Source organism: Campylobacter sp. JMF_01 NE2, from assembly GCF_027737365.1.
In the GTDB taxonomy this organism is placed as follows: Bacteria; Campylobacterota; Campylobacteria; order Campylobacterales; family Campylobacteraceae; genus Campylobacter_B.
In genome coordinates, this window is sequence record NZ_JAOVTR010000003.1 from 16,969 (window position 1) to 40,176 (window position 23,208).

21 protein-coding genes are annotated in these 23,208 nt (G+C 40.0%); 13 read left to right on the top strand and 8 right to left on the bottom strand.

Annotated elements, in window-relative coordinates:
- Positions 1-41 precede the first annotated feature (41 nt).
- From infB to OFO01_RS05755, 11 genes are all read left to right on the top strand, one after another.
- Positions 42-2,714, top strand: coding sequence for a translation initiation factor IF-2 (infB, locus tag OFO01_RS05705; protein ID WP_270859238.1), 2,673 nt, complete (start codon positions 42-44; stop codon positions 2,712-2,714).
- Positions 2,715-2,723: 9 nt separating this feature from the next.
- A complete protein-coding gene (rbfA, locus tag OFO01_RS05710) occupies positions 2,724-3,089 on the top strand; it encodes a 30S ribosome-binding factor RbfA (protein WP_270859239.1) in 366 nt (121 codons plus the stop codon).
- Positions 3,082-3,501, top strand: coding sequence for a ribosome maturation factor RimP (gene rimP, locus OFO01_RS05715; RefSeq protein ID WP_270859240.1), 420 nt, complete (start codon positions 3,082-3,084; stop codon positions 3,499-3,501). Before rbfA ends, rimP begins: the two co-directional genes overlap by 8 nt.
- The gene (locus tag OFO01_RS05720) at positions 3,502-4,014 is read left to right on the top strand and encodes a tetratricopeptide repeat protein (protein WP_270859241.1); all 513 of its coding nucleotides are present in this window, start codon (positions 3,502-3,504) and stop codon (positions 4,012-4,014) included.
- A complete protein-coding gene (gene ribD / locus OFO01_RS05725; protein WP_270859242.1) occupies positions 4,011-5,159 on the top strand; it encodes a bifunctional diaminohydroxyphosphoribosylaminopyrimidine deaminase/5-amino-6-(5-phosphoribosylamino)uracil reductase RibD in 1,149 nt (382 codons plus the stop codon). Before OFO01_RS05720 ends, ribD begins: the two co-directional genes overlap by 4 nt.
- Positions 5,160-5,296: 137 nt before the next feature.
- The gene (locus OFO01_RS05730) at positions 5,297-6,823 is read left to right on the top strand and encodes an OmpA family protein (protein WP_270859243.1); all 1,527 of its coding nucleotides are present in this window, start codon (positions 5,297-5,299) and stop codon (positions 6,821-6,823) included.
- Between the two features lies 1 nt (position 6,824).
- Positions 6,825-8,369, top strand: coding sequence for a hypothetical protein (locus tag OFO01_RS05735; RefSeq protein ID WP_270859244.1), 1,545 nt, complete (start codon positions 6,825-6,827; stop codon positions 8,367-8,369).
- Positions 8,366-9,178 carry a hypothetical protein gene (locus OFO01_RS05740; RefSeq protein ID WP_270859245.1) on the top strand — a complete coding sequence of 271 codons (813 nt, stop codon included), beginning with the start codon at positions 8,366-8,368 and terminating at the stop codon, positions 9,176-9,178. The genes OFO01_RS05735 and OFO01_RS05740 overlap by 4 nt, the downstream gene beginning before the upstream one ends.
- A gap of 142 nt (positions 9,179-9,320) precedes the next feature.
- Positions 9,321-10,103 (top strand): hypothetical protein, encoded by a 783-nt coding sequence (locus OFO01_RS05745; RefSeq protein ID WP_270859246.1) that lies wholly within the window; start codon positions 9,321-9,323, stop codon positions 10,101-10,103.
- Complete coding sequence (locus OFO01_RS05750; RefSeq protein WP_270859247.1) at positions 10,036-11,499, top strand: hypothetical protein; 1,464 nt, start codon at positions 10,036-10,038, stop codon at positions 11,497-11,499. The genes OFO01_RS05745 and OFO01_RS05750 overlap by 68 nt, the downstream gene beginning before the upstream one ends.
- Positions 11,423-12,361, top strand: a complete 939-nt coding sequence (locus OFO01_RS05755; RefSeq protein ID WP_270859248.1) for a DEAD/DEAH box helicase — start codon at positions 11,423-11,425, stop codon at positions 12,359-12,361. The genes OFO01_RS05750 and OFO01_RS05755 overlap by 77 nt, the downstream gene beginning before the upstream one ends.
- A gap of 27 nt (positions 12,362-12,388) precedes the next feature.
- On the opposite strand, the gene OFO01_RS05760 is transcribed toward OFO01_RS05755, so the two are convergent.
- The 8 genes from OFO01_RS05760 to ileS form a co-directional block, all read right to left on the bottom strand.
- Complete coding sequence (locus tag OFO01_RS05760; protein ID WP_270859249.1) at positions 12,389-12,904, bottom strand: adenylate kinase; 516 nt, start codon at positions 12,902-12,904, stop codon at positions 12,389-12,391.
- An 8-nt stretch (positions 12,905-12,912) separates the two neighbouring features.
- Positions 12,913-13,572, bottom strand: a complete 660-nt coding sequence (locus OFO01_RS05765) for a HesA/MoeB/ThiF family protein (protein ID WP_270859250.1) — start codon at positions 13,570-13,572, stop codon at positions 12,913-12,915.
- On the bottom strand, positions 13,569-14,393 hold the full coding sequence (locus OFO01_RS05770; protein WP_270859251.1) for a carbon-nitrogen hydrolase family protein: 825 nt from the start codon (positions 14,391-14,393) through the stop codon (positions 13,569-13,571). Before OFO01_RS05770 ends, OFO01_RS05765 begins: the two co-directional genes overlap by 4 nt.
- Entirely contained in the window at positions 14,386-14,580 is a 195-nt protein-coding gene (gene xseB / locus OFO01_RS05775; RefSeq protein WP_270859252.1) for an exodeoxyribonuclease VII small subunit, read from the bottom strand. Before xseB ends, OFO01_RS05770 begins: the two co-directional genes overlap by 8 nt.
- Positions 14,570-15,676, bottom strand: a complete 1,107-nt coding sequence (metX, locus tag OFO01_RS05780) for a homoserine O-acetyltransferase MetX (protein WP_270859253.1) — start codon at positions 15,674-15,676, stop codon at positions 14,570-14,572. Before metX ends, xseB begins: the two co-directional genes overlap by 11 nt.
- A complete protein-coding gene (gene guaB / locus OFO01_RS05785) occupies positions 15,673-17,124 on the bottom strand; it encodes an IMP dehydrogenase (RefSeq protein ID WP_270859254.1) in 1,452 nt (483 codons plus the stop codon). The genes metX and guaB overlap by 4 nt, the downstream gene beginning before the upstream one ends.
- A 1-nt stretch (position 17,125) precedes the next feature.
- Entirely contained in the window at positions 17,126-18,484 is a 1,359-nt protein-coding gene (gene gatA / locus OFO01_RS05790) for an Asp-tRNA(Asn)/Glu-tRNA(Gln) amidotransferase subunit GatA (RefSeq protein WP_270859255.1), read from the bottom strand.
- A gap of 99 nt (positions 18,485-18,583) precedes the next feature.
- Entirely contained in the window at positions 18,584-21,346 is a 2,763-nt protein-coding gene (gene ileS / locus OFO01_RS05795) for an isoleucine--tRNA ligase (RefSeq protein WP_270859256.1), read from the bottom strand.
- Positions 21,347-21,465: 119 nt separating this feature from the next.
- Here ileS and OFO01_RS05800 point away from each other — a divergent pair, with 119 nt between their 5' ends.
- The gene (locus tag OFO01_RS05800; RefSeq protein ID WP_270859257.1) at positions 21,466-22,563 is read left to right on the top strand and encodes a CinA family protein; all 1,098 of its coding nucleotides are present in this window, start codon (positions 21,466-21,468) and stop codon (positions 22,561-22,563) included.
- A gap of 9 nt (positions 22,564-22,572) precedes the next feature.
- Positions 22,573-23,190, top strand: a complete 618-nt coding sequence (locus OFO01_RS05805) for a hypothetical protein (RefSeq protein ID WP_270859258.1) — start codon at positions 22,573-22,575, stop codon at positions 23,188-23,190.
- Positions 23,191-23,208 lie beyond the last annotated feature (18 nt).

Sequence of the window (23,208 nt, forward strand, 5' to 3'; positions counted from 1 at the left end):
AAAATATGAAAATTTTGAGATTATTAAGGAGAGGGTTTTAAATGGCTGAGGGAGTTAAAATCAGTGACATCGCGGCTGAGCTTGGGTACGCAAGCAAAGACATCATCGAAAAAGCGCAAGAAATGGGCTATACTAAGGTCAAAACCGCGTCAAACAAGGTAAGCAACGAAGAAGCAGCGGCTATATATGAGTATATTCAAACAGGAATTTTGCCAGAGTCTTTAAAGCCAAAATCCAGTGCTAAAAAAGCCCCTGCGAAACCAAAAAAGCAGAGCGAAACCAAAAAAGATGAGCCTAAAAAAACTCAGAGCAAAAAAACAGAGCCAAAGGCTGAAAATTCTCAAAGCAAAGAGCCAAAACCTGAGCCAAAACCTGAGCCAAAAGAGGAAAAGCCGCACTCTCAACCAAAAAGCGAAACGAAAATCGAAGCAAAAGCCGAAGTTAAAACCGAGCCAAAATCCAAGCCCGAAGCGCAAACCCCTCAAATAAATAGTGGCGAGAGCCTAGCTAGCGAGAGTTTGCAAAAGCGCCGTGGTTTGGTGATAGTCAAAAAGAAAAAAGACACCGAAGCACCAAAGGTGGAAAAACCAAGCGAAAGCCGCGAAAAGGTAAGCGCTAGCTTGGAGGCGATTTTTTCAAACGCTGAGTTAAATTTGAAAAAGAAAAAGGCCGAAAAGAAAAAAATCGCCGTTTCTAAAAAAGAAGATACCCAAAAAATCGATTTGGTTAGCGACCACGAACTAGCGGACATTGTCATCGATGATGATGAAGATATGGTAGTTTTGCCTGATCTTACAGTTAAGCCTATCCAAGTAGAAAACAAAACAAAAACCAAAAATCAACCAAATATCTACAAAGGTTCGCAAACGCAGTTTTACGGAAACGATACGGGTATTAGCCGTGGAAGTCGCAAAAAACATAAAAAAGTCGTCAAAAAAGACGACGAGCAGAGCGTAACTTCTGTAAATATCCCAAAAGAAATTCGTGTTTATGAATTTGCCGAAAAAATCAAAAAACAGCCTAGCGAAATCATTTCAAAGCTATTTTTGCTTGGCATGATGACTACTAAAAATGACTTTTTGGACGAAGACGCGATTGAAATTTTGGCAGACGAATTTGGCATTGAGGTAAATATCGTAAATGAAGCCGAAGAATTCGACTATGTCAAGGCTTACGAAGATGAAGTAGTTGAAGAAAATTTAACCACAAGAGCGCCAGTAATTACCATTATGGGGCATGTCGATCACGGAAAGACTAGTTTGCTTGATTTCATTAGAAATTCACGCGTCGTAAGTGGCGAAGCAGGCGGTATCACCCAACATGTGGGTGCGTATATGGTCGAGAAAAACGGACGAAATATCACATTTATCGATACCCCAGGACACGAAGCATTTACATCTATGCGCGCCAGAGGTGCGGAAGTTACCGACATTGTTATCATCGTGGTTGCGGCAGATGATGGCGTAAAACCACAAACAAAAGAAGCCGTAAATCACGCCAAAGCTGCCGGTGTGCCGATAATCATCGCAATTAATAAAATGGATAAAGAAAACGCAAATCCTGATTTGGTAAAAACAGGTCTAGCAGAACTTGATATAATGCCGACCGAGTGGGGCGGAAGCTATGAATTTGTGCCGATTTCAGCTAAAACAGGTATGGGAATCGAAGATTTGCTTGAAATCGTCTTGCTTCAAGCCGATTTGCTTGAATTAAAAGCCGACAAAACTCGCCAAGCAAAAGCAACCATTATCGAAAGTTCGCTTCAAAAGGGTCGTGGCCCTGTCGCCACCGTCATTGTGCAAAACGGCACACTAAAAGTGGGTGATACGGTAGTTGCGGGTGTGGCGTATGGAAAGGTTAGAGCTCTAAATGATGATAAAGGCAAAAAGCTAAGTTCGATTGCTCCTGGCGAGTGTGGTGTCATCATCGGTCTTAGCGAAGTCCCGGAAGCCGGAGAAACGCTAATTGGCGTTGGAAGCGACAAAGAAGCAAGAGAGTATGCGAGCCGAATTTACGAACATCAACGCCAAAAAGAGCTATCAAAATCTACAAAGGTTACAATCGACGAGCTAAGCGCAAAAATCGCAGAAGGCGAGTTAAAATCGCTTCCTGTTATCGTAAAAGCCGATGTGGTGGGCTCTCTTGAAGCTATTAAGGCAAGTTTAGAAAAACTTCGCAACGACGAAGTTAAGGTAAATATCATACACTCAGGCGTAGGCGGTATCACGCAAAACGATGTAGGTTTGGCAAGTGCGAGTGAAAACTGCGTGATTTTAGGCTTTAATATCCGCCCGACAGGCGAAGTCAAAGAAAAAGCCAAAGAGCGCGGTGTAGAGATAAAAACTTACAATGTCATTTATAACTTGCTTGACGATGTTAAGGCGATTTTGGGCGGATTAATGAGCCCGATTATCAGAGAAGAAGACCTTGGCCAAGCTGAAATTCGCCAAGTCATCAATGTGCCAAAAATCGGACAGATTGCAGGTTGTATGGTTACAGAAGGCTCGATTCAAAGGGGAGCTAAAATCCGCGTAATCCGCGACGGCGTGGTGGTTTTCGAAGGAAATATCAGTTCGCTAAAACGCTTTAAAGACGACGCAAAAGAGGTTGCTAAGGGCTTCGAGTGTGGTGTCGGCATAGATGGATACAACGATATGCGCGTTGGGGATTTCATCGAAAGCTTCAAAGAAAAAGAAGAACAAGCCACGCTATAAAGGTGATTTATGAACGCTCACGAAGTAAGACGACTACGAACCGCAAGTGTCCTAAAAGAGCTGATTCCACAGGCTTTATCGCAGCTTGATGATGAGTTTTTGCACGGGCTTTGCGTAACCGATGTTGAGTGCAAAAGAGGACGCTATGATGCCTTTGTATATCTCGATAAAATGGGCTTAGACGAAAGGGAGCAAGAGCTAATCTTGGCAAAACTTAAAAAAGTAAGCCGTTTTATCCAAAACCACTGTATGGAAGCAGAAGGCTGGTTTCGCTCACCTGCGCTTCACTTCAAATTCGACGATAGGCTCGAATACCAAAACAAAATGGACGATTTGTTTGAAAAAATTAGTAAGGATTTAAATAAAAATGGTTGATTTAAACGCCCTTGCCAGCGAGTGTGGGCTGGAATTTTACGATTGCGAAACAGCTAGTGAAAACGGCAAAACGATTTATAGAGTTTTTGTAACTAAAACTGGTGGCGTGAGCTTAGAAGACTGCGAAAAACTAAGTCGCATTTTATCTCCGATTTTCGATGTCGAACCGCCTGTTAGCGGGGAGTATTTTTTAGAAGTATCGAGTCCTGGGTTAGAGCGCAAACTAAGCAAAATAGAGCATTTTAGCAAAAGCGTGGGAGAGTTAGTCAAAATAACCACGAGCGAAAAAGATAAAATTTGCGGAAAAATTCTTAAATTCGAAGATGAAAATTTATACTTAGATACTACTGACGGCGAAATTTGCATTAAATTTAGCGATATAAAAAAGGCGAAAACTTATATCGAGTGGTAAATGAGAGTTTTGCTAATTAGCCTAGTTGGTTGGATAGTTTTAATAGGGGCTTTTTACATAACTTTTGTTTATGGAGTTGATAATTTTGAAGCCAAACTTTGCGATTATGGCAAAACTAGAAGCTGCCATAATGCTGGGTATTGGGCCCATGTGGGTAGCGAAGAGCCAAAAATAGAGATAAATTTAGATAGAGCTTTTAAGTATTATACAAAAGCTTGTGATAAAAAAATACCACAAAGTTGCCATAATTTGGGCATTTTATATAGCGACAACAATGATTTTGAAAATTCGATAAAATATTTTGATAAAGGTTGTGAGTTAAAATTTATTCCAAGTTGCTATCAAGCGATGAATAAAATTTTAGAAGCCAAGCCAAAAAATCCTTTGCAAATCAAACAAGGGCTTGAATTTGGTGCAAAAATTTGCGATTTAAACAGAGATTTTTGCGACAAATCAAAACAAGATAAAATTATGAAAAATATGAATTTAAAAATTCAAAAGAGTTTAAAATGACTAACGAATTTTATATGAATTTAGCTGTGCAAGAGGCGTGGCGGTATCAGATTTTAACCTTTCCAAATCCTGCTGTGGGGTGCGTGGTAGCCGATACGCACGGCAAAATTTTAAGCATAAATTCTCATAAAAAAGCTGGACTCTTACACGCCGAAGCAAACGCTGTTTTTGTGGCACTTTGTGAGATAAGCGATGAATTTTTAAATAAATTTTTGCAAATTTATGAAAGCGAATTTGGCCTGAATTTGAGCCAAATTTGCAAAAATCCGCAAAATCTAATCTACGGCGATTTTTTTGAAAATTTCGGTGCAGTATCCGCAAAATCATGCCTTGCAAATCAAATTTTAGAGTTCAAAAATCTAAACGCAAATTTCGTTTATGAATTTATCACGCAAAATCACGGCAATTTACTTAAAAATGCAACCGCTTTTGTTACTCTCGAACCCTGCGCCCATATCGGCAAAACCCCATCGTGCGCGAATTTACTTAAAAATTTGGGCTTTAAAAAAGTCGTAATCGGCGTGGCGGATTTAAACGAAAAAGCTAGTGGCGGCGGCGAAATCTTAGCGCAAAGTGGCGTGGAAGTGGAATTTGGCATTTTAAAAGACGAGTGCGGCGCGCTTTTAAAGCCGTTTTTGGCGTGGCAAAAAAGTGGAAATTTTAGCTTTTTTAAACTCGCATTTTCTGCAAACGGCGTGATTACGGGCGAAATTTCAAATGCCAAATCTCGCACATTTTCGCACTATTTAAGGAATATTTGCGATAGCTTGATGATTGGCGGAAATACCGTGCGCACGGACCGCCCGAAGCTCGATACTAGGCTGATTTGTGGCGGGAAAAATCCAGATATTTCTATCTATTCTAGGCAAAGCGAATTTGATAAAACTATCCCGCTTTTTAGCGTTGCGGGTCGAAATGTGCAAATCACAAATGATTTGCAAACTGCCTTAAATTCGGGGTTAGTGATGATTGAAGGCGGGCAAAATTTGCTAAATGAAATCGCTAAAGGCGTAAATTTATTTCTGTTTTTCCGCTCAAACGAGCTCAAAAACGGGCAAAATTTCAGAAGCGATCTGAAATTTAAGCCACTTTTCACAGCCAAATTCGGTAGCGACGAATACGGCTGGTATGAGTTAGAAAAATAAAGATTATTTTACTACTTATTTTCAAAATATCTCTATTTTAGGGATTTTGAAGGCAAAATTTTCGTGTGCTAAAATTTGCCTTTTAGTGCTTTTTGTGCTAAAATCGCCCGTTTAATTTTTCAAAAAAAGGTCTTAAAATGCGTAAGCGAATTTTTATTTCGATTCCACTTGTAGTCGCCCTTAGTGGGTGCGCTGAGTTTTATAACAATCTAGGTAAAATCGGAGGCACAGCGGGGGGGGCTGCAATCGGGGCCGTGGTAGGCAAAGAAGTAGGTGGCGATAAGGGTCTAGTAATAGGCGCTGCTGTGGGTGCTGGAATAGGGTTTTTGATAGGTAAATTTATAGATGAAAGAAGAGCCGCTCAAAGACAAATCGCCAAGGAACACAACGCCGAAATTTCATTTGATGATATCAAAACCGCTGGCGAAAAGGGCGATAGAGTAACTATCGCTGATAATAATCAATTTGGCGTAGGCAAATCAAGCCTAAATTCTGATGCGAAAATTTTATATACAAAATTAGCCAAAACATATCAAAATTCTCAATCAAAAAGAAAAATTCTAATCGTAGGTCATACCGATGATAGTGGCGCAAGCAAAAATAATCAAAAGCTTTCAGAAGCCAGAGCTAAAACGGTCGGTCAAATTTTTGCAAAAAATGGAACAAACATTAAAGATATCTACTACTGGGGAGCTGGCGAGTCGCAACCAATCGCTGATAATAACACAAACGAAGGCAGGATGAAAAATCGCAGAGTAGAGATTATCGAGCTTGACAAAGAAGAAGATATCATAAAATACACTCAAAATATCGCCGTAAATCCTGCGTATTTCACAAAAATCGCTCGCTCAAATGCGGTTATAGCAAAATCAGAAAAACAGACACAATCTAGCACCAAAAAAGCTGTTTCGCAAACTTCTAAAACTAAAAACGAGACTTCAAATGATAAAAAACCTGTGAAAATCGCTCAAAAATCTAAGCAGGAGCCGAAAACAAATACGCCACAAGTGCAAGAAAACACGCAAGAAGATAGTTTTGAAATTTTGACCAAAAACCCGCAAGCTAGCAAAAGTGTAAAAGCTGGCGATGTTTTGGTGGATTTCGACGGTAGGGCGATTAGAGGTGATAGTTTTGCTCTTGGCAAAGAATACGGTGGAGAAAAATCAACATTTTCTATTATTACAAAAGCTTATGCAAGCACTGGTTTGCAAAACTGCTACTTTGATGTATATCACGAAGAAGGTGGTGTGAAACACCTTTCAAACGGCAAAGCACTGCCAAAAACAACTGAATTTAGAAAATCTTTAAATGGCGGAAGTTGGCAGGGTATGGTAAATAATAATCTCGTTGGAATTGCCCCAATTAGCGTTTTAAGGGACGGTGGTAGAGCGACGGCAAATCCAAAAGTGCTGATTTTTAAAGATTATGTAAATTCAAGCAATGCAAAATCTGATTATAAAATCGGCTCGCTTGTAAATACCTACGAAGGCGAAAACGGGCTACTTTATCGTGTATTTTCGACAGATAAAAAATCACCGATAAAGTGTATGGATATAGTCTTTGACAATAAAAATTCATCAAATGCCAAGGGATATTTGTATTACACTGCTTCGAACGGAGCGATTTTAGAAAAAGATTTTGAAATCAAACCATTAAGGAAATAAAATGCAAGGACTTATAGATACGCTTATATTGTATAGAGTGTGGGTTTTGGCTGCGATATCGACGATTGTGTTGATTTTGCTAGTGATTAAATTTTGGGATAAGATTAAATTTTGGTGGCTATGTTCGTGGATGAGTTTTCCGCTTATCGGTGGTATTGCTAAGCTATCTAAATCAAAAACTATAAAAGATAAATGGTATGATAGCGAAAGAGTATTATGTTCTAAATTTTATAGATATTACATTTCGTTTGATAAAGACGGCAAAATGTATGATAACTCTGTTTCATACTTAAATAAAATCGATGAGATCGGCAGAAAACCACTTCCTATTTTTATGCTTATAATTATATTTGCATTGGTGATTTTAGAAGCACTTGGATTTGCCTATGTTTTGGCTGGTTATACTATACCTGGCGCTAGTGAATCGCTTCAACAAAAAGGCGCACTTGGAATCGCCTTTATCATTTCGATTATTTTGGTTATGCTTACGCATTTTAGTGGCGATGAAATGTATAAAAATTCACTTGCTAAAAAAGTGCGCGAATTTTTTGTTGTGGAAAAAAATGATTACAAAAATAATACCGATAGTTCATTAAAATTAATTCCAAATTCAAAGGTAAATTTACAAGAAAATCACCTTGATGATAACGAGCCTAGATGTCTTCAAATTTTAAATAGATTAAAACATACAAATGCACAAGTTACTAGGACTTGGTATATTAGTATCATTACGGCTGTGCTTATAGTTTTTATCGCTATTGGAGCGACTTATGTTCGTGGTCAAGTTCTAGAAAAACAGTTAAATCAAGAGATTTCAAATGTCGTTACAAATGTCTATGAAAGTGCGCCAAGCGAGCTAGCTGAAATTCAGACAGAAGCTGATAACAAAGCACTTCAAGAACAACAAGAAGCCGATAGAAAAGGTGGCTGGGCGACATTTATCGTTTTGGCTGTGCTTTTTGTATTTATTCAAATTTTAGGCATTATAATCGGCTTTAAATGGGGCTTTGCAGGAAAACAGAGCAAGGAAGCTTATCTTTATAGCCACGGATTTGCAAGTAGGGATGAATTTGAAAACTTTTACAATCTCAAAAAAGATAGAATTGCAAGTGTCGCAAACGAAAAATTATCTATTTTGCAATCAAAAATGTCAAATTTAATCCACTCTCACGCTATTAGTGGCGACGAGCTAGATATGGTAGATGAAAAATATAGAACTTTTGATAACTATATAAAAGAGCATAAAGAAAAAGATAGACAAAGAAGAATAGACAAAGAAGTCGGTAAAGTAAAAGAAGCAATGGAAATCAAAAAAGGCAAAGAAAAAGCTGAACAAGATAACAAAAATGATGAAATTTATGAAAAAAGTGAAAAAGTAGAGGAAATCCCAGCTTCAAAACAAAATGAAATTTCTAGTGAAAATTCGCCTAGCCTGCCACCGCAAAAATCCAAGAAAGAGATTTTGAAAGAATTTAAAGAGTTGCTTGATGAAGGGCTTATATCGCAAGAAAAATATGATGAAAAAGTAAAGGAAATTTTAGGATGAAAACGATTTTATTTTTATGTGCATTTTGTGTTTCTATGTTTGCAGTGCCAAACTGCTATGAGATAAACAAAATAGAAAAACCAAACGCCACGCCAAAAGAAGCGGTTTTTGTTTTGATAGATGAAACTACGCCATTTGGCGATTCGCTAAAAGAGCAAATTGTAAATAATGCCCTGAAATTCGCCGAATTTGGAAATCACATTTTTGTGGCAAAATACTCTGCATTTTTAGACGGCAGATATAATGAAGTTTTATTTGAATTCACGCTAGATACGCCACTTGATGAAAAGGCAAGATACGAGTTAAATAAAAATAGTCTTGCTAAATTTGATAAATGTCTAAAAGATCAACTTGGCTATGTGCGAAAAAATATGGCACAAAAAATTAACGACGCCTTTTTAAAAGATGGCGAAAGTGTCGCTAAATCCGATATTTTCTATGCTTTGCAAGATTTTAGTAAAAATTCAATCGCCACTTTTGAAGCCGAGACAAAAGTCGTGCTTTTAGCTTCTGATATGTTAGAAAATTCGTCAATCGCAACCTTTTATGCCAAGGGCGCTCCAAGGCAAATCAATGCAAAAAAAGAGCTTGAAATTTTAAGCAAAAATGAACTTTTTGGAGATTTTGGAGAAGCTAAAATTTATGTGGTCGGTGCAGGTTTAACCGAAACAAAAAAAGGCTCGAAAAGCGGCTATGTAACGCCACAAATTTTAAATTCATTGCGTGAATTTTGGAACGATTATTTTAGTTCATCAAATGCAAATTTGGTAGAAATGGGAACACCTGCTTTAAAACGAAGCGTAAAGTAAAGTATGCGCTTATAACTCTTTGCAAAAAGGTAAATTTTTAAAATTTCCTTTTTGCTTTTGACAAAATTCAAAAACTTGCTTATAATTCAAGCCGCTTTTACGGCTAAATTTAACAACGATAAATCCAAAAAAAGGAAATAAAATGGATGATATTGAAAAAACTCTTTGGTATTTTTTGTTTTGCGAATACCTAAATCCAAGCAAACTAAAAGAGCTAAGTAAAGAACAAGAAGATAAAAATAGAATAGTTTTTGAGACAAATTTCGAAAATCTATACTCACAAATCGATAAATACAAAGAAGAATTTATTAAGCTTCAAGATAAAGCAAAAAATGAGTGCGATAAAGACAAAAAAGAAAAAAGACAGGGAGACTATGAACTTTCGATTAAAATTTATGGCGGATTTTTTTATATCGGGCAGATTTCTAAACAAATCGAAAAAGTCGTTGGCTCGCACGAAAAAAACGCCGAAGATTCCTATACAGAAAGCCCGATTGACGAGGAGATAGCGGCATCGTATCAGATTAAACTAAGCACAAATTTAAACCAAAGCGATATTTTTGATGTGGCAAAATTTGAGCAAATTTCAAAAGATAATATTTTTATCTCAAATACTCCGGCGGTAATGAAAAGATTTATCCAAACAAAGGGTTTGCCAAACGACACTTCCAAAAAGCTCGAAAAGGCTTTGGAAGATTTAAAATCTGTGGTTTTGGGGATTAGGCAAGAGGGCGAGCTTAGGGATTATCTCTCACAAATCGATAAGATGATTATGAGCGAAATTCACTCCAAACTTACCGAGGATATGATAAGCGATTTTTTTGGCAACCAAAAACAAATCAGGGTTGAGATAAAATTTGCTAGAAACTGGCAAAACGACGCTTTTAAAGGATATCATCGCGGCGCTTATAGTGCAAAGGGCTGAGGTTTTAGCATCGCTTGGGGCGGATGAAATTTTGATAGAATCAGATAAGGCAGATAAATATGGTCCGCTTTTTTATAGCTTAAATCCGAAACTTACTGGATATGAAATTGTCGTAGCTTCTAGCAATAATGGCGCAGTGGAAAATATCAGCAAGGAAATCCCGGTCGAAAAAAGTATAGATAAAAAATATTTGCCAAAAGCAAGGGAATTGGATTTTTTCGCGCATACGGCCAAGGGGCTTTTGGGTATCGGAAAAGCGGCAAATAGCGAGGAACAAGAGGCTTGGGGGCTAATGTGCGCTACTCTTGGGAAATCGAGTAATATTTATAATTTCACTCAAAATTTTATATGGGGTAAAGATACAAAACTCATACAAGAAGATGATGAGATAAAGAATTTGAAATTAGAAAGAATAAAGGTATGGAAAGAATACGAAAATGGTAACAAAAGCGATAAGGGACTTTACGGAAAATATATGGAACTTAAAAAATCAATCGAAAACCATGAAGAAAAAATATACCTAAAAAACAAAAAAGAATTTGAAAAAGTCAAGGCTGAATTTAAAGAAGCAAAAAACCGATATGCTGGTATCTTGCAAAAATTTAATAAATTGGTGAAATTTATAGAGAATTATCCAAATAAGAAGAAAGCATTGCAAAATAAAATTTCCGAGTATGAACAAATAGACTTTGCCAGCGAATTTGCAAAATTTGACGAAGCTATAATTGGCTTTGATACTAAAATTTCGGATTTAAACGCAGAGTATAGCCAATTAGAAAATTCTAAAAATTTTATATTGCAAGCAAAGCCAGAAAAGCCATTTTTGTTTTTTATTCACCAGATTTTTAACACTGCTACCTACAAAGAATATAAGCGCAAAGATGACGAATTTAGCACTAAAATTTATGAAATCCAAAACAGATATAATGAAATTTTGCAAGAAAAAAGAGCTTTGGCAAAGGAAAAATCCGAGCAAGAAAAAGCAAAATTAAACCTAAAAGATAAAGAAAACGAGCTAAATTCTGCAAAAAATGAGTTAGAAAATTTAAACAAAGAATTACAAAATAGCCAAAATGAAATCGCTTTAAAATTCGGCGAAATTTTTAAAACCGATGAAAATGAGCGCGAGAAATCATCGCCATTTATGAAAAGTGATAATGGCGCAAAAACCGAGCTTTTTGAGGCTAGGGTAGAACTGTTTTTCAAGGCTTTGAAACTTCATAAAATGGCGATTTTAGCCAATGCGTCAAAATTTAACGCTAATTTTCGTAAATTTACATTTTTAAATAAAAATATGGATTTGCAAAGAAGCGAAAAGGTTGAAATTTTTAAATCTCTGTTTTTTTGCCGTGCCTGTGGTAAGCTCGACTTTTGCGGCGTTTGGGCGATGTTTTAGGGATTTTGAGTGCGAGGATATCGGGTATTTGTTAATCGACGAAGCAGGGCAGGCGGCGCTATCAAACGCCGTAGGCGCTCTCTGGCGCTCTCGCCATGCTGTCGTAGTAGGCGATCCGCTTCAATTAGAGCCTGTGGTTACACTGCCTGCTAATTTGAACAAAATTTTGCTGAAAAGTTTTGGTATAGATGATAGCCTAAATCTAGCTACCGCCTCTGTGCAAGGGCGGGCTGATTTCCATGAGAAATTTGGCACTTATATTAATGGTCTTTGGGTTGGTTCGCCACTTCGTGTGCATAATCGCTGCGATAATCCTATGTTTGAAATCGCAAACGAGATAGCCTATGAGGGGCTGATGATTTGGGGGCGAAATAAAAATAAGGGTAAAAATCCAAATTTAAAGAGCGTTTGGGTCGATGTCAAAAGCACAAATTTTGTAGAAAATTTTAGCGAGCAAGAGGGCAGGAAGGCCCTTGAAATCGTGAAAAAAATCCTCAAAGCTGGCAAAGTAGATCCAAATGATAAAAATGATAAAATTATCACGCAAGACGATATAAAGATAATCTCGCCATTTCGTGGCGTAGTAAAAGCTATGAAGGCAATAGCGCCAGAGTTAAAGGGCAATATCGGCACAATCCATACAATGCAAGGCAAGGAAGCAAAGGTGATAATCTTTGTCCTTGGTGGTGCGAGCGGGGGCGCTAGGGCGTGGGCGGCAAGCAAGCCAAATCTGCTAAATGTCGCCCTAACACGCGCCAAAAACTATATTTATATCATTGGCAATAGGGATAACTGGAAAGATTTAGAGTATTTTAAAGACGCAGCAGATAAGCTAGAAATCCGTATAATAAATGAAATTTAGGCTTCAAATTTAGCCTAAATTTTAAATTTAAAGCTTACTTATAGTTTTTTCATAATCATCATCAATCAAAACGATTTTCTCGCCGTTGTTTAAAAAGCCCTTTATAAAATTTTGATTATCCGCTTTTAAATTTTCTTTTGTGCAGGTCGTATCATCAAGCCTATTTTCTATATCACAGCTATGTTTTTTGATTTTATCAAAATTTTCATCGATAAATTTATCGCTCATCGCTAGGGCTATAAAACGAATTTGGCGCAAATATTTTTCACTAAAATCGCTCCGCCAAGAAAACGGCACATAACAACCTTCGATAATCAAATTTTGCCCATTTTCTATGGCGGTTTTAATTATTTCACGCACGATTTGCCACAGATACGGCGTTAGTGCTTCATCGTCATTTGGAGTGAGATTTGTATTTTTTGAGCGAATTAGCCCCATTTTTAGGTGGTCGATTGAAAAAGACGAAAATTTATAAATTTCAACCATTTTTTGTGCTAAAAGCGTTTTGCCAGTATGCGAAGCGCCCGTTATGAGTATAACCATTTTTTGCCTTAAACAAGAGCGATTTTTTTGGTTTCAAATTCGCCTGAGAAAAAATTTAGATAATAAAGCGTGTCTTTTTTCACGCTCAAACCCGCCAAATAGCGCAAAGCTAAATTTGCCGCAAAACTCGCCGCAAACATAACGATAGGCGCAGCAAGCCCTGCTGGTGCCACTGTCGTAGTGGGGAAAAATTTAAAATCGCTTTTTTCGATGAAGCAGACTTGCACCTGCCAACTATCAACCGAAGTAAAAATCCACGGTGTCTCCGTTTTTTTCGCAAATTCATCGATTTGCATACGCGTGGCAAGATTATCGGTCGCATCTAAAATCAGGTCAAATTTATCCGCGCAACTAGCAAAAAATTCATCAGCTTTCATTTTGTGCGTATTCACACGCACTCCATCGTATCGAGCCTGGACGCGCTCTTTGAAAACATCGGCCTTGTATCGTCCCTCATCGCTTAGCGAAAATAAAATTTGCCTGTGGATATTATGAAGCGACACTGTGTCGAAATCGACAATGTCAATCCGCCCGATCCCGCTGGCTCCTAGCGCATACGCAAATGAGCTTCCAAGCCCGCCAGAGCCGATGATTAGGACAGATTTTTGCGCTAGGGAGTTTTGGGTATCCTCGCCCCAGAGCTGGATTTGTCTATGGAAAAATTTCACGCAAAGCCTTTGTTTTTCAAATTTGCCTTAAAGCCCCAAAATTCCGTAGCTTCGCGCACGATTGCTGGGTCTATTTCGCACATTAGCGCGCCCTCTTCGCCCTTTAATTCGTTGATAATCTCGCCGTAAGGATTCGCTAGGAAACTGCCGCCATAAAATTTAAAGTCCATATCGCCGAATTTCGCCTCACCTATGCGGTTTGTGCGCACGATATACGCCGAGTGCGTGAAGGCTCGCATTTTAAGCAGTTCTGCCCAGCGCAAATTTGACTCAAATGTCGAAGCTGTGGGGATTAGCACGCAATCTACGCTTGCGTGGTCGAAGCGCTGCCATACCATATCAAAATGCGCTTCAAACCCAAAACAAACGCCAAATTTAACACCCTCGACCTCAAAAATCAGTGGCTCGAATTTGCCGTTTTTGTGAATTTTGGCGTTTAGGAAAAACTCGTCCTCGTTCCAGTGCGAGTAGTTTATCAGCATAGTTTGATTGTAAAATTTCACGCCAGAGGGGCTAAAATGCGCGCAGGATTTGATCCATGCGATTTCGCTAGCCTCGCTCCCGCTTTGGCGAATTATGGGCGCGATGATGTTTAGGTCGTATTTTTTGGCTAAATTTTGCATTAGCTCCATTTTGTGTTCGCTTTGTTTTTGCGTGATTGAGCTTGGCATGTGTTTTAGCTCGGTAAAAAACGAATTAAGCGTGTATTCGCCCAAAACCACGATTTTTGCGCCGTTGTCGTGGGCTATTTTCATATAATAATCAATGCGATTTTCGCTCATCGAAAGCGTGGCGAGTTGTAGGGCGCAGATTTTAATCATTTTGCGCACCTTCGTTTATTTGCGTGATTTCAAGCTTGGCGTTTTCTAAAATTTCCTTCGCCTCTTTTAGCAGGCAAATTCCGCTTTTATACAGCTCTACGGAGCGATCTAGCGTGATGTCTTTATCATTTAAGCTCTCTAATAGCTCGCCTATTTTTTTCATTTTTTCTTCAAAATTATCTTGCATCTAAAACCCTTTTAATGATATAGTCAAATTTTTCCACCTCGACCAAAAATGCGTCGTGCCCGTAATCGCTGTCGATTTGCGTGTAAAACACGCGCTCTTTCGCGCCAAGATCAATCATGCATTTATACATTTCCTCCATTAAATTTGGCGGAAACAAAATATCGCCAGAAAACGAAATCAAAAATAGTTTCGCGCGGATTTGCGCCATGGCGTTTTTTAGCGAACCATAATGCCTCGTGCAATCGAAAAGATTCATCATTTTTGCGATATAAAGGTAGCATAGCGGATCGAAGCGATGAGAGAAATTTACCCCATTGTAGTCTAGGTAGCGATCTACTTGAAATCTGCCGTCAAGCTCGTAAAGTCCGTCAGTTTCTACATAATTTCGCCCAAATTTTTCGTTCATCGAAGCAGGGCTTAAAAAGCTAATATGCCCAGCCATGCGACCTACCGCCATGCCATTTAGGCCTGATTTGGCGATTTCATCTTTGTCATAATACCCGCCTTTGAAATTTGGATCGCTCTTAATCGCGCTGATTGCGATTTTATTAAAGGCGATTGCCCAAGGTTGCGTCGCATAAGTGGTAGCTAGTGCGAAAATATTTTCGGCGAAATTTGGGTATTCGATTGCGTAGCACAGAGCCTGCATACCGCCTAAACTCCCGCCGATTACGGCTTTTACCCGCGAAATCCCAAGCTCGCTTAGCAATCTAACCTGCGCCTTTACGACATCTGAGATTACAAGCACGGGAAAGCGTGTGCGATACTCCTTGCCAGTGCTATCATCGATATCTAGCGGGCAGGTCGAGCCAAAGGGCGATGAGAGGATATTTATGCAGATGACGAAAAATTTGCTCGTATCCACTGCCTTGCCATCGCCGATTAGGTTGTCCCACCAGCCAGCCTTGCTTTCATTTTCGTATCTGCCAGCAGCGTGTGCGCTACCGGTTAGAGCGTGTGTGATGACAATGACATTTGATTTATCGGAATTTAACTCGCCGTAAGTTTCGTAAGCTAGGTGAAATTTAGAAAAAACACGACCGCTCTCTAAATAGAGCGGTTCGTCAAAATAGTGGGTTTTGGTTTGGATTTTCACTGATTAACTCGGTAGTTTGGCGCTTCTTGCGTGATGATGACATCATGGACATGGCTCTCTTTAAGTCCTGCGCTTGTGATTTCGACAAATTCGGCTTTTTCTTGCAAGGTAGGGATATCCTTGCTTCCGCAATATCCCATAGCGCTTCTTAGACCGCCTACTAGCTGGAAGATTACATCTTTTAGCATACCAGCATAAGGGACGCGTCCTTCGATGCCTTCTGGGACGAGTTTTTCTTTGGCGGTGCCTTCTTGGAAATATCTATCTGAGCTTCCTTTTTGCATAGCGCCAATTGAGCCCATACCGCGGTATGTCTTATACTGGCGACCTTGGAAGGTGATTAGCTCGCCAGGAGTTTCGTAGCACCCAGCTAGCACGCTTCCCATCATTACTGAGCTAGCACCCGCTGCTAGGGCTTTGGCGATTTCGCCTGAGTATTTGATACCGCCGTCTGCGATGATTGGAACGCCAAATTTAGCCGCTTCGTTTGCGCAATCTACAATTGCGGTAAATTGTGGCACGCCCACACCTGCAACGATTCTAGTGGTGCAGATTGAGCCCGGTCCGATACCGACTTTTATCGCGTCTGCGCCAGCTTCGGCGATATCTTTGATAGCCTCTGGGTTTGCTACATTTCCTACTACGACATCGACATTTAGCTGTTTTTTAAGCTCTTTTAGGGTGTTTATGATACCTTTGGTATGTCCGTGAGCAGAATCCATTACAATCGCATCTACGCCTGCTTCGACAAGGGCTTTTGCACGATCAATCTGACCTACGCCAATGGCGGCTGCTACGCGAAGTCTGCCATAAGCGTCTTTGTTTGCAAGAGGGTATTCGATGCGTTTTTTGATATCTTTAATGGTAACTAATCCCTCCAAATGGTTGTTTTCATCAACAATCGGAAGTTTTTCTACCTTGGTGTTGCGGAAAACTTTCTCAGCGTCATCTAGCGTCGAGCCCTTTTTGAGCGTGATTAGTGGCATTTTAGTCATTTTATCGCCAACGCGCGCTGAGGTATCGCTTTCAAATCTCAAATCGCGGTTAGTTAAAATTCCGATTAATTTATGCTCGTCATCGACGACTGGAATTCCGCTAATGTGGTATTCGGCCATTAAATTTAGCGCATCTTGCACGCTGGCTGTGGCTTTGATAAAAATCGGATCGATGATGACGCCACTCTCGCTTTTTTTCACTCTTTTAACCATTTTGGCTTGGCTTTCGATATCCATATTTTTGTGGATTACGCCAATCCCGCCAAGGCGAGCCATCATGATAGCTGTGCGATACTCGGTAACCGTATCCATAGCAGCACTCACAAGTGGCGTATTTAGAGTGATATTTTTGGTAAATTTTGTCTTTAAATCCACATCTTTTGGTAAAATTTCAGAGTATTGTGGCACCAACAAAACATCTTCAAATGTCAAAGCTTTTTTCAAAATTTTCATCTTAACCCCTTACGATTGTTTCTAAATTTAACCCGCCATCAAGCACCGTTTGTTCGTCATAAGCGCGTCCTATTAGCTGTGCGCTGATATTTAAATTTTGTGAATTTCTAGCTACTGGCACGGAAATCGCTGGAAGTCCTGCTAAATTTACGCCGATTGTGTAAATATCGCTAAGATAAGCTTTTAGCGGGTCGTTTAACTCGCCAAATTTATACGCCACATCAGGCGCAATCGGCATAAAAATCAAATCAGCCTCTTTTAAAATTTCCTCATATTCAGCCTTGATAAAGGCTCTGGCTTTTTGCGCTTTTATGTAGTAAGCGTCGTAGTAACCGCTACTTAGCACAAATGTTCCTAGAAGCATTCTGCGTTTGACCTCGTCGCCAAATCCCTCGCCACGGGTGTTTGCGTAAAGTTCGTTTAAATTTGACGCCTTTGCGCGGTTTCCGTATCGCACGCCGTCATATCGGCTTAAATTTGCGCTAGCTTCGGCTGTGGCGATGATATAGTATGTGGCGATATCGTATTTGGAATTTAGCAAATTTTTATAAATTATCTTGTGTCCGAAGCTTTTTAACTTCTCGATTGCCAAATTTAGCGCAGTTTTAATCTCGTCGCTAGCTTCGTTTAGGTAGTTTTCGATAACTGCGATTGTAAGTTTGCGCTCGCTATTTAATTTATCAGCCGTGCTGATAAACTCGCCAGCGTAGCTTGTGCTATCCATTTCATCGTGTCCTGCGATGATATCGTATAAAATCGCCGCGTCCTCGACATTTCCTGTGATTGGTCCGATTTGATCTAGGCTAGATGAATACGCTCCAAGCCCATAGCGGCTAACCCTGCCATAGCTTGGCTTAAATCCAACGCAACCACAAAAGGCTGCTGGCTGGCGGATAGAGCCACCAGTATCGCTTCCAAGGGCTGCGATGGCTAGACCTGCTCCCACAGCAGCGGCACTTCCGCCACTGCTTCCGCCTGGGACGCGAGTGTGATCGAGCGGATTTAGAGTTTTGCCATAATATGAGCTCTCAGTAGTGCTTCCCATGGCAAATTCGTCCATATTGGTGCGACCAAATGGAGCTAAATTTGCCTCTTTTAGCTTTTTGATTACGGTTGCGTCATAAGGCGCAATGTAGCCTTGCAGGATTTTAGAACCTGCCGTTACGCTCCAACCTTTGACTTGAATATTATCTTTAATCGCGATTGGCACACCTGCGCCACTTTCGTTTAATTCCTCTCCACTGAGTTGTTCGACATACGCGCCAAGGTTTTTATTGGCTATGATTTGGCTTTTTAAATCTGCGCGAAGTGCCAAAATTTCGCTAGGGCTCAGTTTCAAAGCCTCTTTTAAACTTATCATTTTTTATCCTTAAATTTTATTACAAATTTTATTCCCACGCCTATGCAGACAAAGATTAGCGCGATTGTGAGAACTACTATACTAAAATGTTGAGGCGAACTAAGCATTTAGCACCTTTGCACATCTTGGGCATAGGCAGTCTTGCTCTTTTGCGCTAAATTTCCAGCACCTTGGGCATTTAAATTTATCAGATTTTACAAGGCGGAAAATTTCATCACCTATGCGAAATTCTGCCAAAGCATTGTCGCTGTTGCCATCTAGCGATGTTACATCACTTACCATAAACCAATCGCTCACGCCCAAAATATCGTAAGATAAAATTTCATTTGAGCTAGTTTGCAAAGCGAGTTCTAGGGTCGATTTGATGATTTTGTCTTTTTTGAGCGCGTCGATGATTTCGAAAAATTTCTCTCTTGATTGCTCTAAAATTTCATCGTATTCGACAAAATCGCTAAATTCAATCGGCGCATAAACCAAATCAAAAGCGTCTTCTTTGCCGTTTTTAACGATACTTGGTGCGTATTGCATTACTTCATCAATTGTGTAAGTTAGCGTAGGTGCAATCAGAGGCAGTAGCGCTCTGGTGATTAGCACTAGCGCACTTTGCGCACTTCTGCGTCTTGGCTCGTCGATATGGTCGCAGTAAAGGCGGTCTTTGATGATATCAAGGTAAATTCCGCTTAAATCTGCGCTTAGGAAATTTAGAAGTTGGTTAAATCCTTTTGAGAAATCATACTCTCTAAAACTCTCTTCAACTGCGCCAAAAGTCCTTACTGCGCGGGTTAAAATCCACTTATCAAGGGTTGTGAAATTTGAAGTTTCAAGCTCTTCTAAATCGCTAACATTTGCTAGCAAAAAGCGAATTGTATTGCGAATTTTGCGGTATTGCTCGCTGACTTGTTTTAGGATATTTTCGCTGATTTTCAAATCTGTGGAGTAATCACTCAGCGCAACCCATAATCTCATAATTTCCACGCCGTATTCTTTGGCGACTTTTTGTGGAAGGACGATATTGCCCACGGATTTGCTCATTTTTTGACCCTTCTCATCGACTGTAAAGCCGTGAGTTAGGACACTTTTATACGGAGCGAACTCATTTACAGCGCAACTTAGCAAAAGTGAGCTTTGAAACCAGCCTCTGTGCTGGTCTGAGCCCTCTAAATACATATCGGCTGGAAACGCGCCTGCGTCGTATTCGCCGCTTTTTAGCACAGCGTTCCAAGTCGAGCCACTATCGAACCAAACATCTAAAATATCGGTAACTTTCTCTAAATTTTCAGGGTTGTAGCCAGAGCCTTGCGGTAAAAGATCGCAAATTTCGCTATCCCACCACGCATCAGCGCCTTTGGCTTTGAAAATTTCGTATAAATAATCCATTATTTTTTCATCGAAAATCGGCTCTTTTGTCGCTTTATCACGAAAAAATGCAATCGGCACACCCCAATCTCTCTGCCTTGAAATACACCAATCAGGGCGGTTTTCAATCATCGCTGTGAGGCGATTTTCGCCAGTGGCTGGGTAGAATTTGATTTTTTTGATTTCGCTAAGCGCGATCTGGCGCAGTGTTTTTCCACCGCTAAATTCTTTATCCATAGCGATGAACCATTGCTTTGTAGCGCGGTAAATTACTGGTTTGTGCGTGCGCCAGCAGTGTGGGTATGAGTGGGTAAATTTGCCGACTTTCACCACTGCATCGCCAAGAATTTCGACGATTTTTTCATTTGCTTTGAAAATGTGCATGCCGACTATTTCATCTACGACGCCAGCCCTAAATAGCCCCTTCGCGCGCAGTGTTTCATCAAAACACCCTGCCTCATCGACTGGCATTAGCACCTCTATGCCGTATTTTAAGCCCACGAAATAATCGTCCTCGCCGTGTCCTGGGGCGGTATGAACTAAGCCTGTTCCGCCGTCCATTAAGACATGTTCGCCTAGGATAAATTTTGAGCTTCTATCATTTAGCGGGTTGATTGCGTATAAATTTTCTAGCTCTTTTGAGCTAAATTCTTTTAAAATTTCGCCATTTGTGATACCTGCGCCGATTAAATTTTCTAAAAGCGGTTTTGCAAGTATGAAATTTTCGGCTGTTAGGACATAGGTTTCGTTTGGATTTAGGCTGATTGCGCCGTTTGCTGGAAGTGTCCAAGGCGTAGTCGTCCAAATCACGGCTTTTGCACCTTTTGCGCCGATTTTGGCATTTGCTTCATCGCTTAAATCGAAAGCCACATAAATCGAATAATCCTCTTTGTCCTTATACTCGACCTCCGCCTCAGCTAGCGCGCTTTTTGCTGCCCAGCTCCAAAATACAGGTTTGCTTCGTTCGATTAAAATACCCTTTTTAGCGATATTGCAAAGGGTTTTGTAAATTTCAGCTTCAAAGTTAAATTTCAGCGTCAAATATGGATTTTCCCAATCCCCAATTACGCCAAGGCTTTTAAATTCATCTCTTTGGATATCGATAAATTCTTTCGCGTGTGTGCGACAAAGCTCGCGGATTTCGTGCTTGGTAGCTGATTTTTTCGCGTCGCCCATTTTGATTTCTACTTGTTGCTCAATCGGCAAGCCGTGGCAGTCCCAGCCCGGGACATAGCGGATATTTTCACCGAAAAAATAGTGGGTTTTTGTGATAATGTCTTTTAAAAATTTATTTAGCGCATGGCCGATATGCAGGTGTCCGTTGGCATAAGGTGGGCCGTCGTGGATATTAAAGCTAACGCCCGCGTTTTTGCGTTTGGCTTTCATTTTTTCATAAATTGCTCGCTCGTTATACCAGCTAGAAAATCGCGCTGGTTCGTTCGCTGGGAGTGAGCCTCGCATAGGGAAGTCCGTAGTAGGGAGAAAAAGTGTTTCTTTGTAATCCATAAAAAACCTTTAATTGTGTTTTAAAAAATTTGGTAAGTGTAGCAAAAAGGCTTTTAAAAAGGACTGAAAATGCAAGAATTTTTTATGCTATAATGGCAAAAATTTAAAGGTCGAAATTTATGAAAAATGTGATTTTAATCATCGGCGAAGCTATCCGCTATAATCCGCCATTTTTTAGCTATATTTTGCGCGAATACGAGCAGGTTTTCGGCGTGATTGATGATATTAAATTTATAAATGAAAACGATAAAAATTTGCCATTTTTGATAGAAAAAATGCTCGGCAAATACGATTATATCACGATTTTTGCGACAAAAGTGGCTTATGCAATCGCAGGGAAAATCCTCTCCACGCTCACGCTTGATACTTTGGAGCTTAAAGATTGTGGCACGCTAGCCCCCTCAGCAGCTAAATTTGTGGTAAAGGATAGTTTTTTGCTAGATATTAAGGGTTGCCTTGTAAATGTGCTAAAAGCAGACCCCTTGCAAAAACTGCCCCAAATTTTGCAAGATCCCCTAAACGAGGGCGAGGGGTTTTATCTATTTGACACAGACTATGCGAGCGCAAAAGCTAGACTTGAAAGCCTAGCGTTAAGCTATAAAATTTCATTTATCATCAGCGAATACAGCTCGTTTTTGCTCTTTGTGCGCGCTAGCGAGCAAAAATTTGGCGCGCTGGATAAATTTTTAAATAGCGTGAGCAAATACTACGCAAACTCATTTATCGCGCCTAAAAATTTCATCTCTCACGCCGTGGAGAAATTGCGAGAAATCGGGGCGAAAATCACATTTGCAGAGAGTTGCACGGCTGGACTTTTGGCGGCTAAATTTGGCGAAATAGCCGGTGTGAGCGATATTTTTGACGGCTCGGTGGTAAGCTATGCAAACGAGATAAAGCGTGCGTGGCTAGATGTGAGCGATGAGGTTTTGCAAGATTACGGCGCAGTGAGTGAGCAATGCGTCGCAGGTATGCTTAGCGGGGCATTGGAGAGTTCGGGGGCGAATTTTGCCCTAGCCATTAGCGGGATAGCTGGACCTGGGGGTGGAAGCGATGAAAAGCCCGTAGGAACGGTGTTTATCGGGGCAAAAGAGCTTGGTGGGCGACAGATAATCGGCAAATTTCACCTAAACGGAGATCGCAACTATATCCGTGAAGAGGCCGCAAATATCGCAGTTTGCTTGCTTTTGAAATTAAGAAGTGATTTATTTTTAAACTAAGGAGAGAGTATGAAAAAATGTGGAATTTTGCTTGCTTGCGCGCTTATTTTTAGTGCGTGTAGCGACAGTGACAAATCTAGCCAAAACGGCCTAGATATCGAGAAAGAGATCGAAAAAAAATCTCAAAAAATGGTTGAGAAAAATGAGCCAAAAATACAGATAAATTTGGATAAAAATTTATCAGCTAGCGCTAGCGAAAGCGCCCCTAAACCTGCGCCAGAGGCAAATTTGAGCCAAAACGCTAAACCAAAGGTTCAAATCGAGCTAGTGCCAAAGCCTGAGGGCAAAATTTCAAAAGATATCAACGAAACGATTGATGAATTTGCCGCAACGGCTAAAATTTTGGGCGAAAATTTGGAAAGATTAAGCAAGGAAGCGCCGAAAATTTTAAACGAATTTGCCGAAAAAAACGCGGATAAATTAGAAGATTTAGCCAAAAAAGGCGAGAAAATTGTGCGCGATTTAAACGGCTCATTAGGCGGGATTGAAAAGGATTTAATGGATTTAGCAAAGGATGCAAATTCGAGTTTTGGACAGATTTTAAATATCTTTGGCGATATGATTAATAATGGCAAAAAAATTGAAAAACATTATGAAAATTCGCAGGGAGAGGATTTAAAAATTTAAGTCAAATTTGCGTAAAAT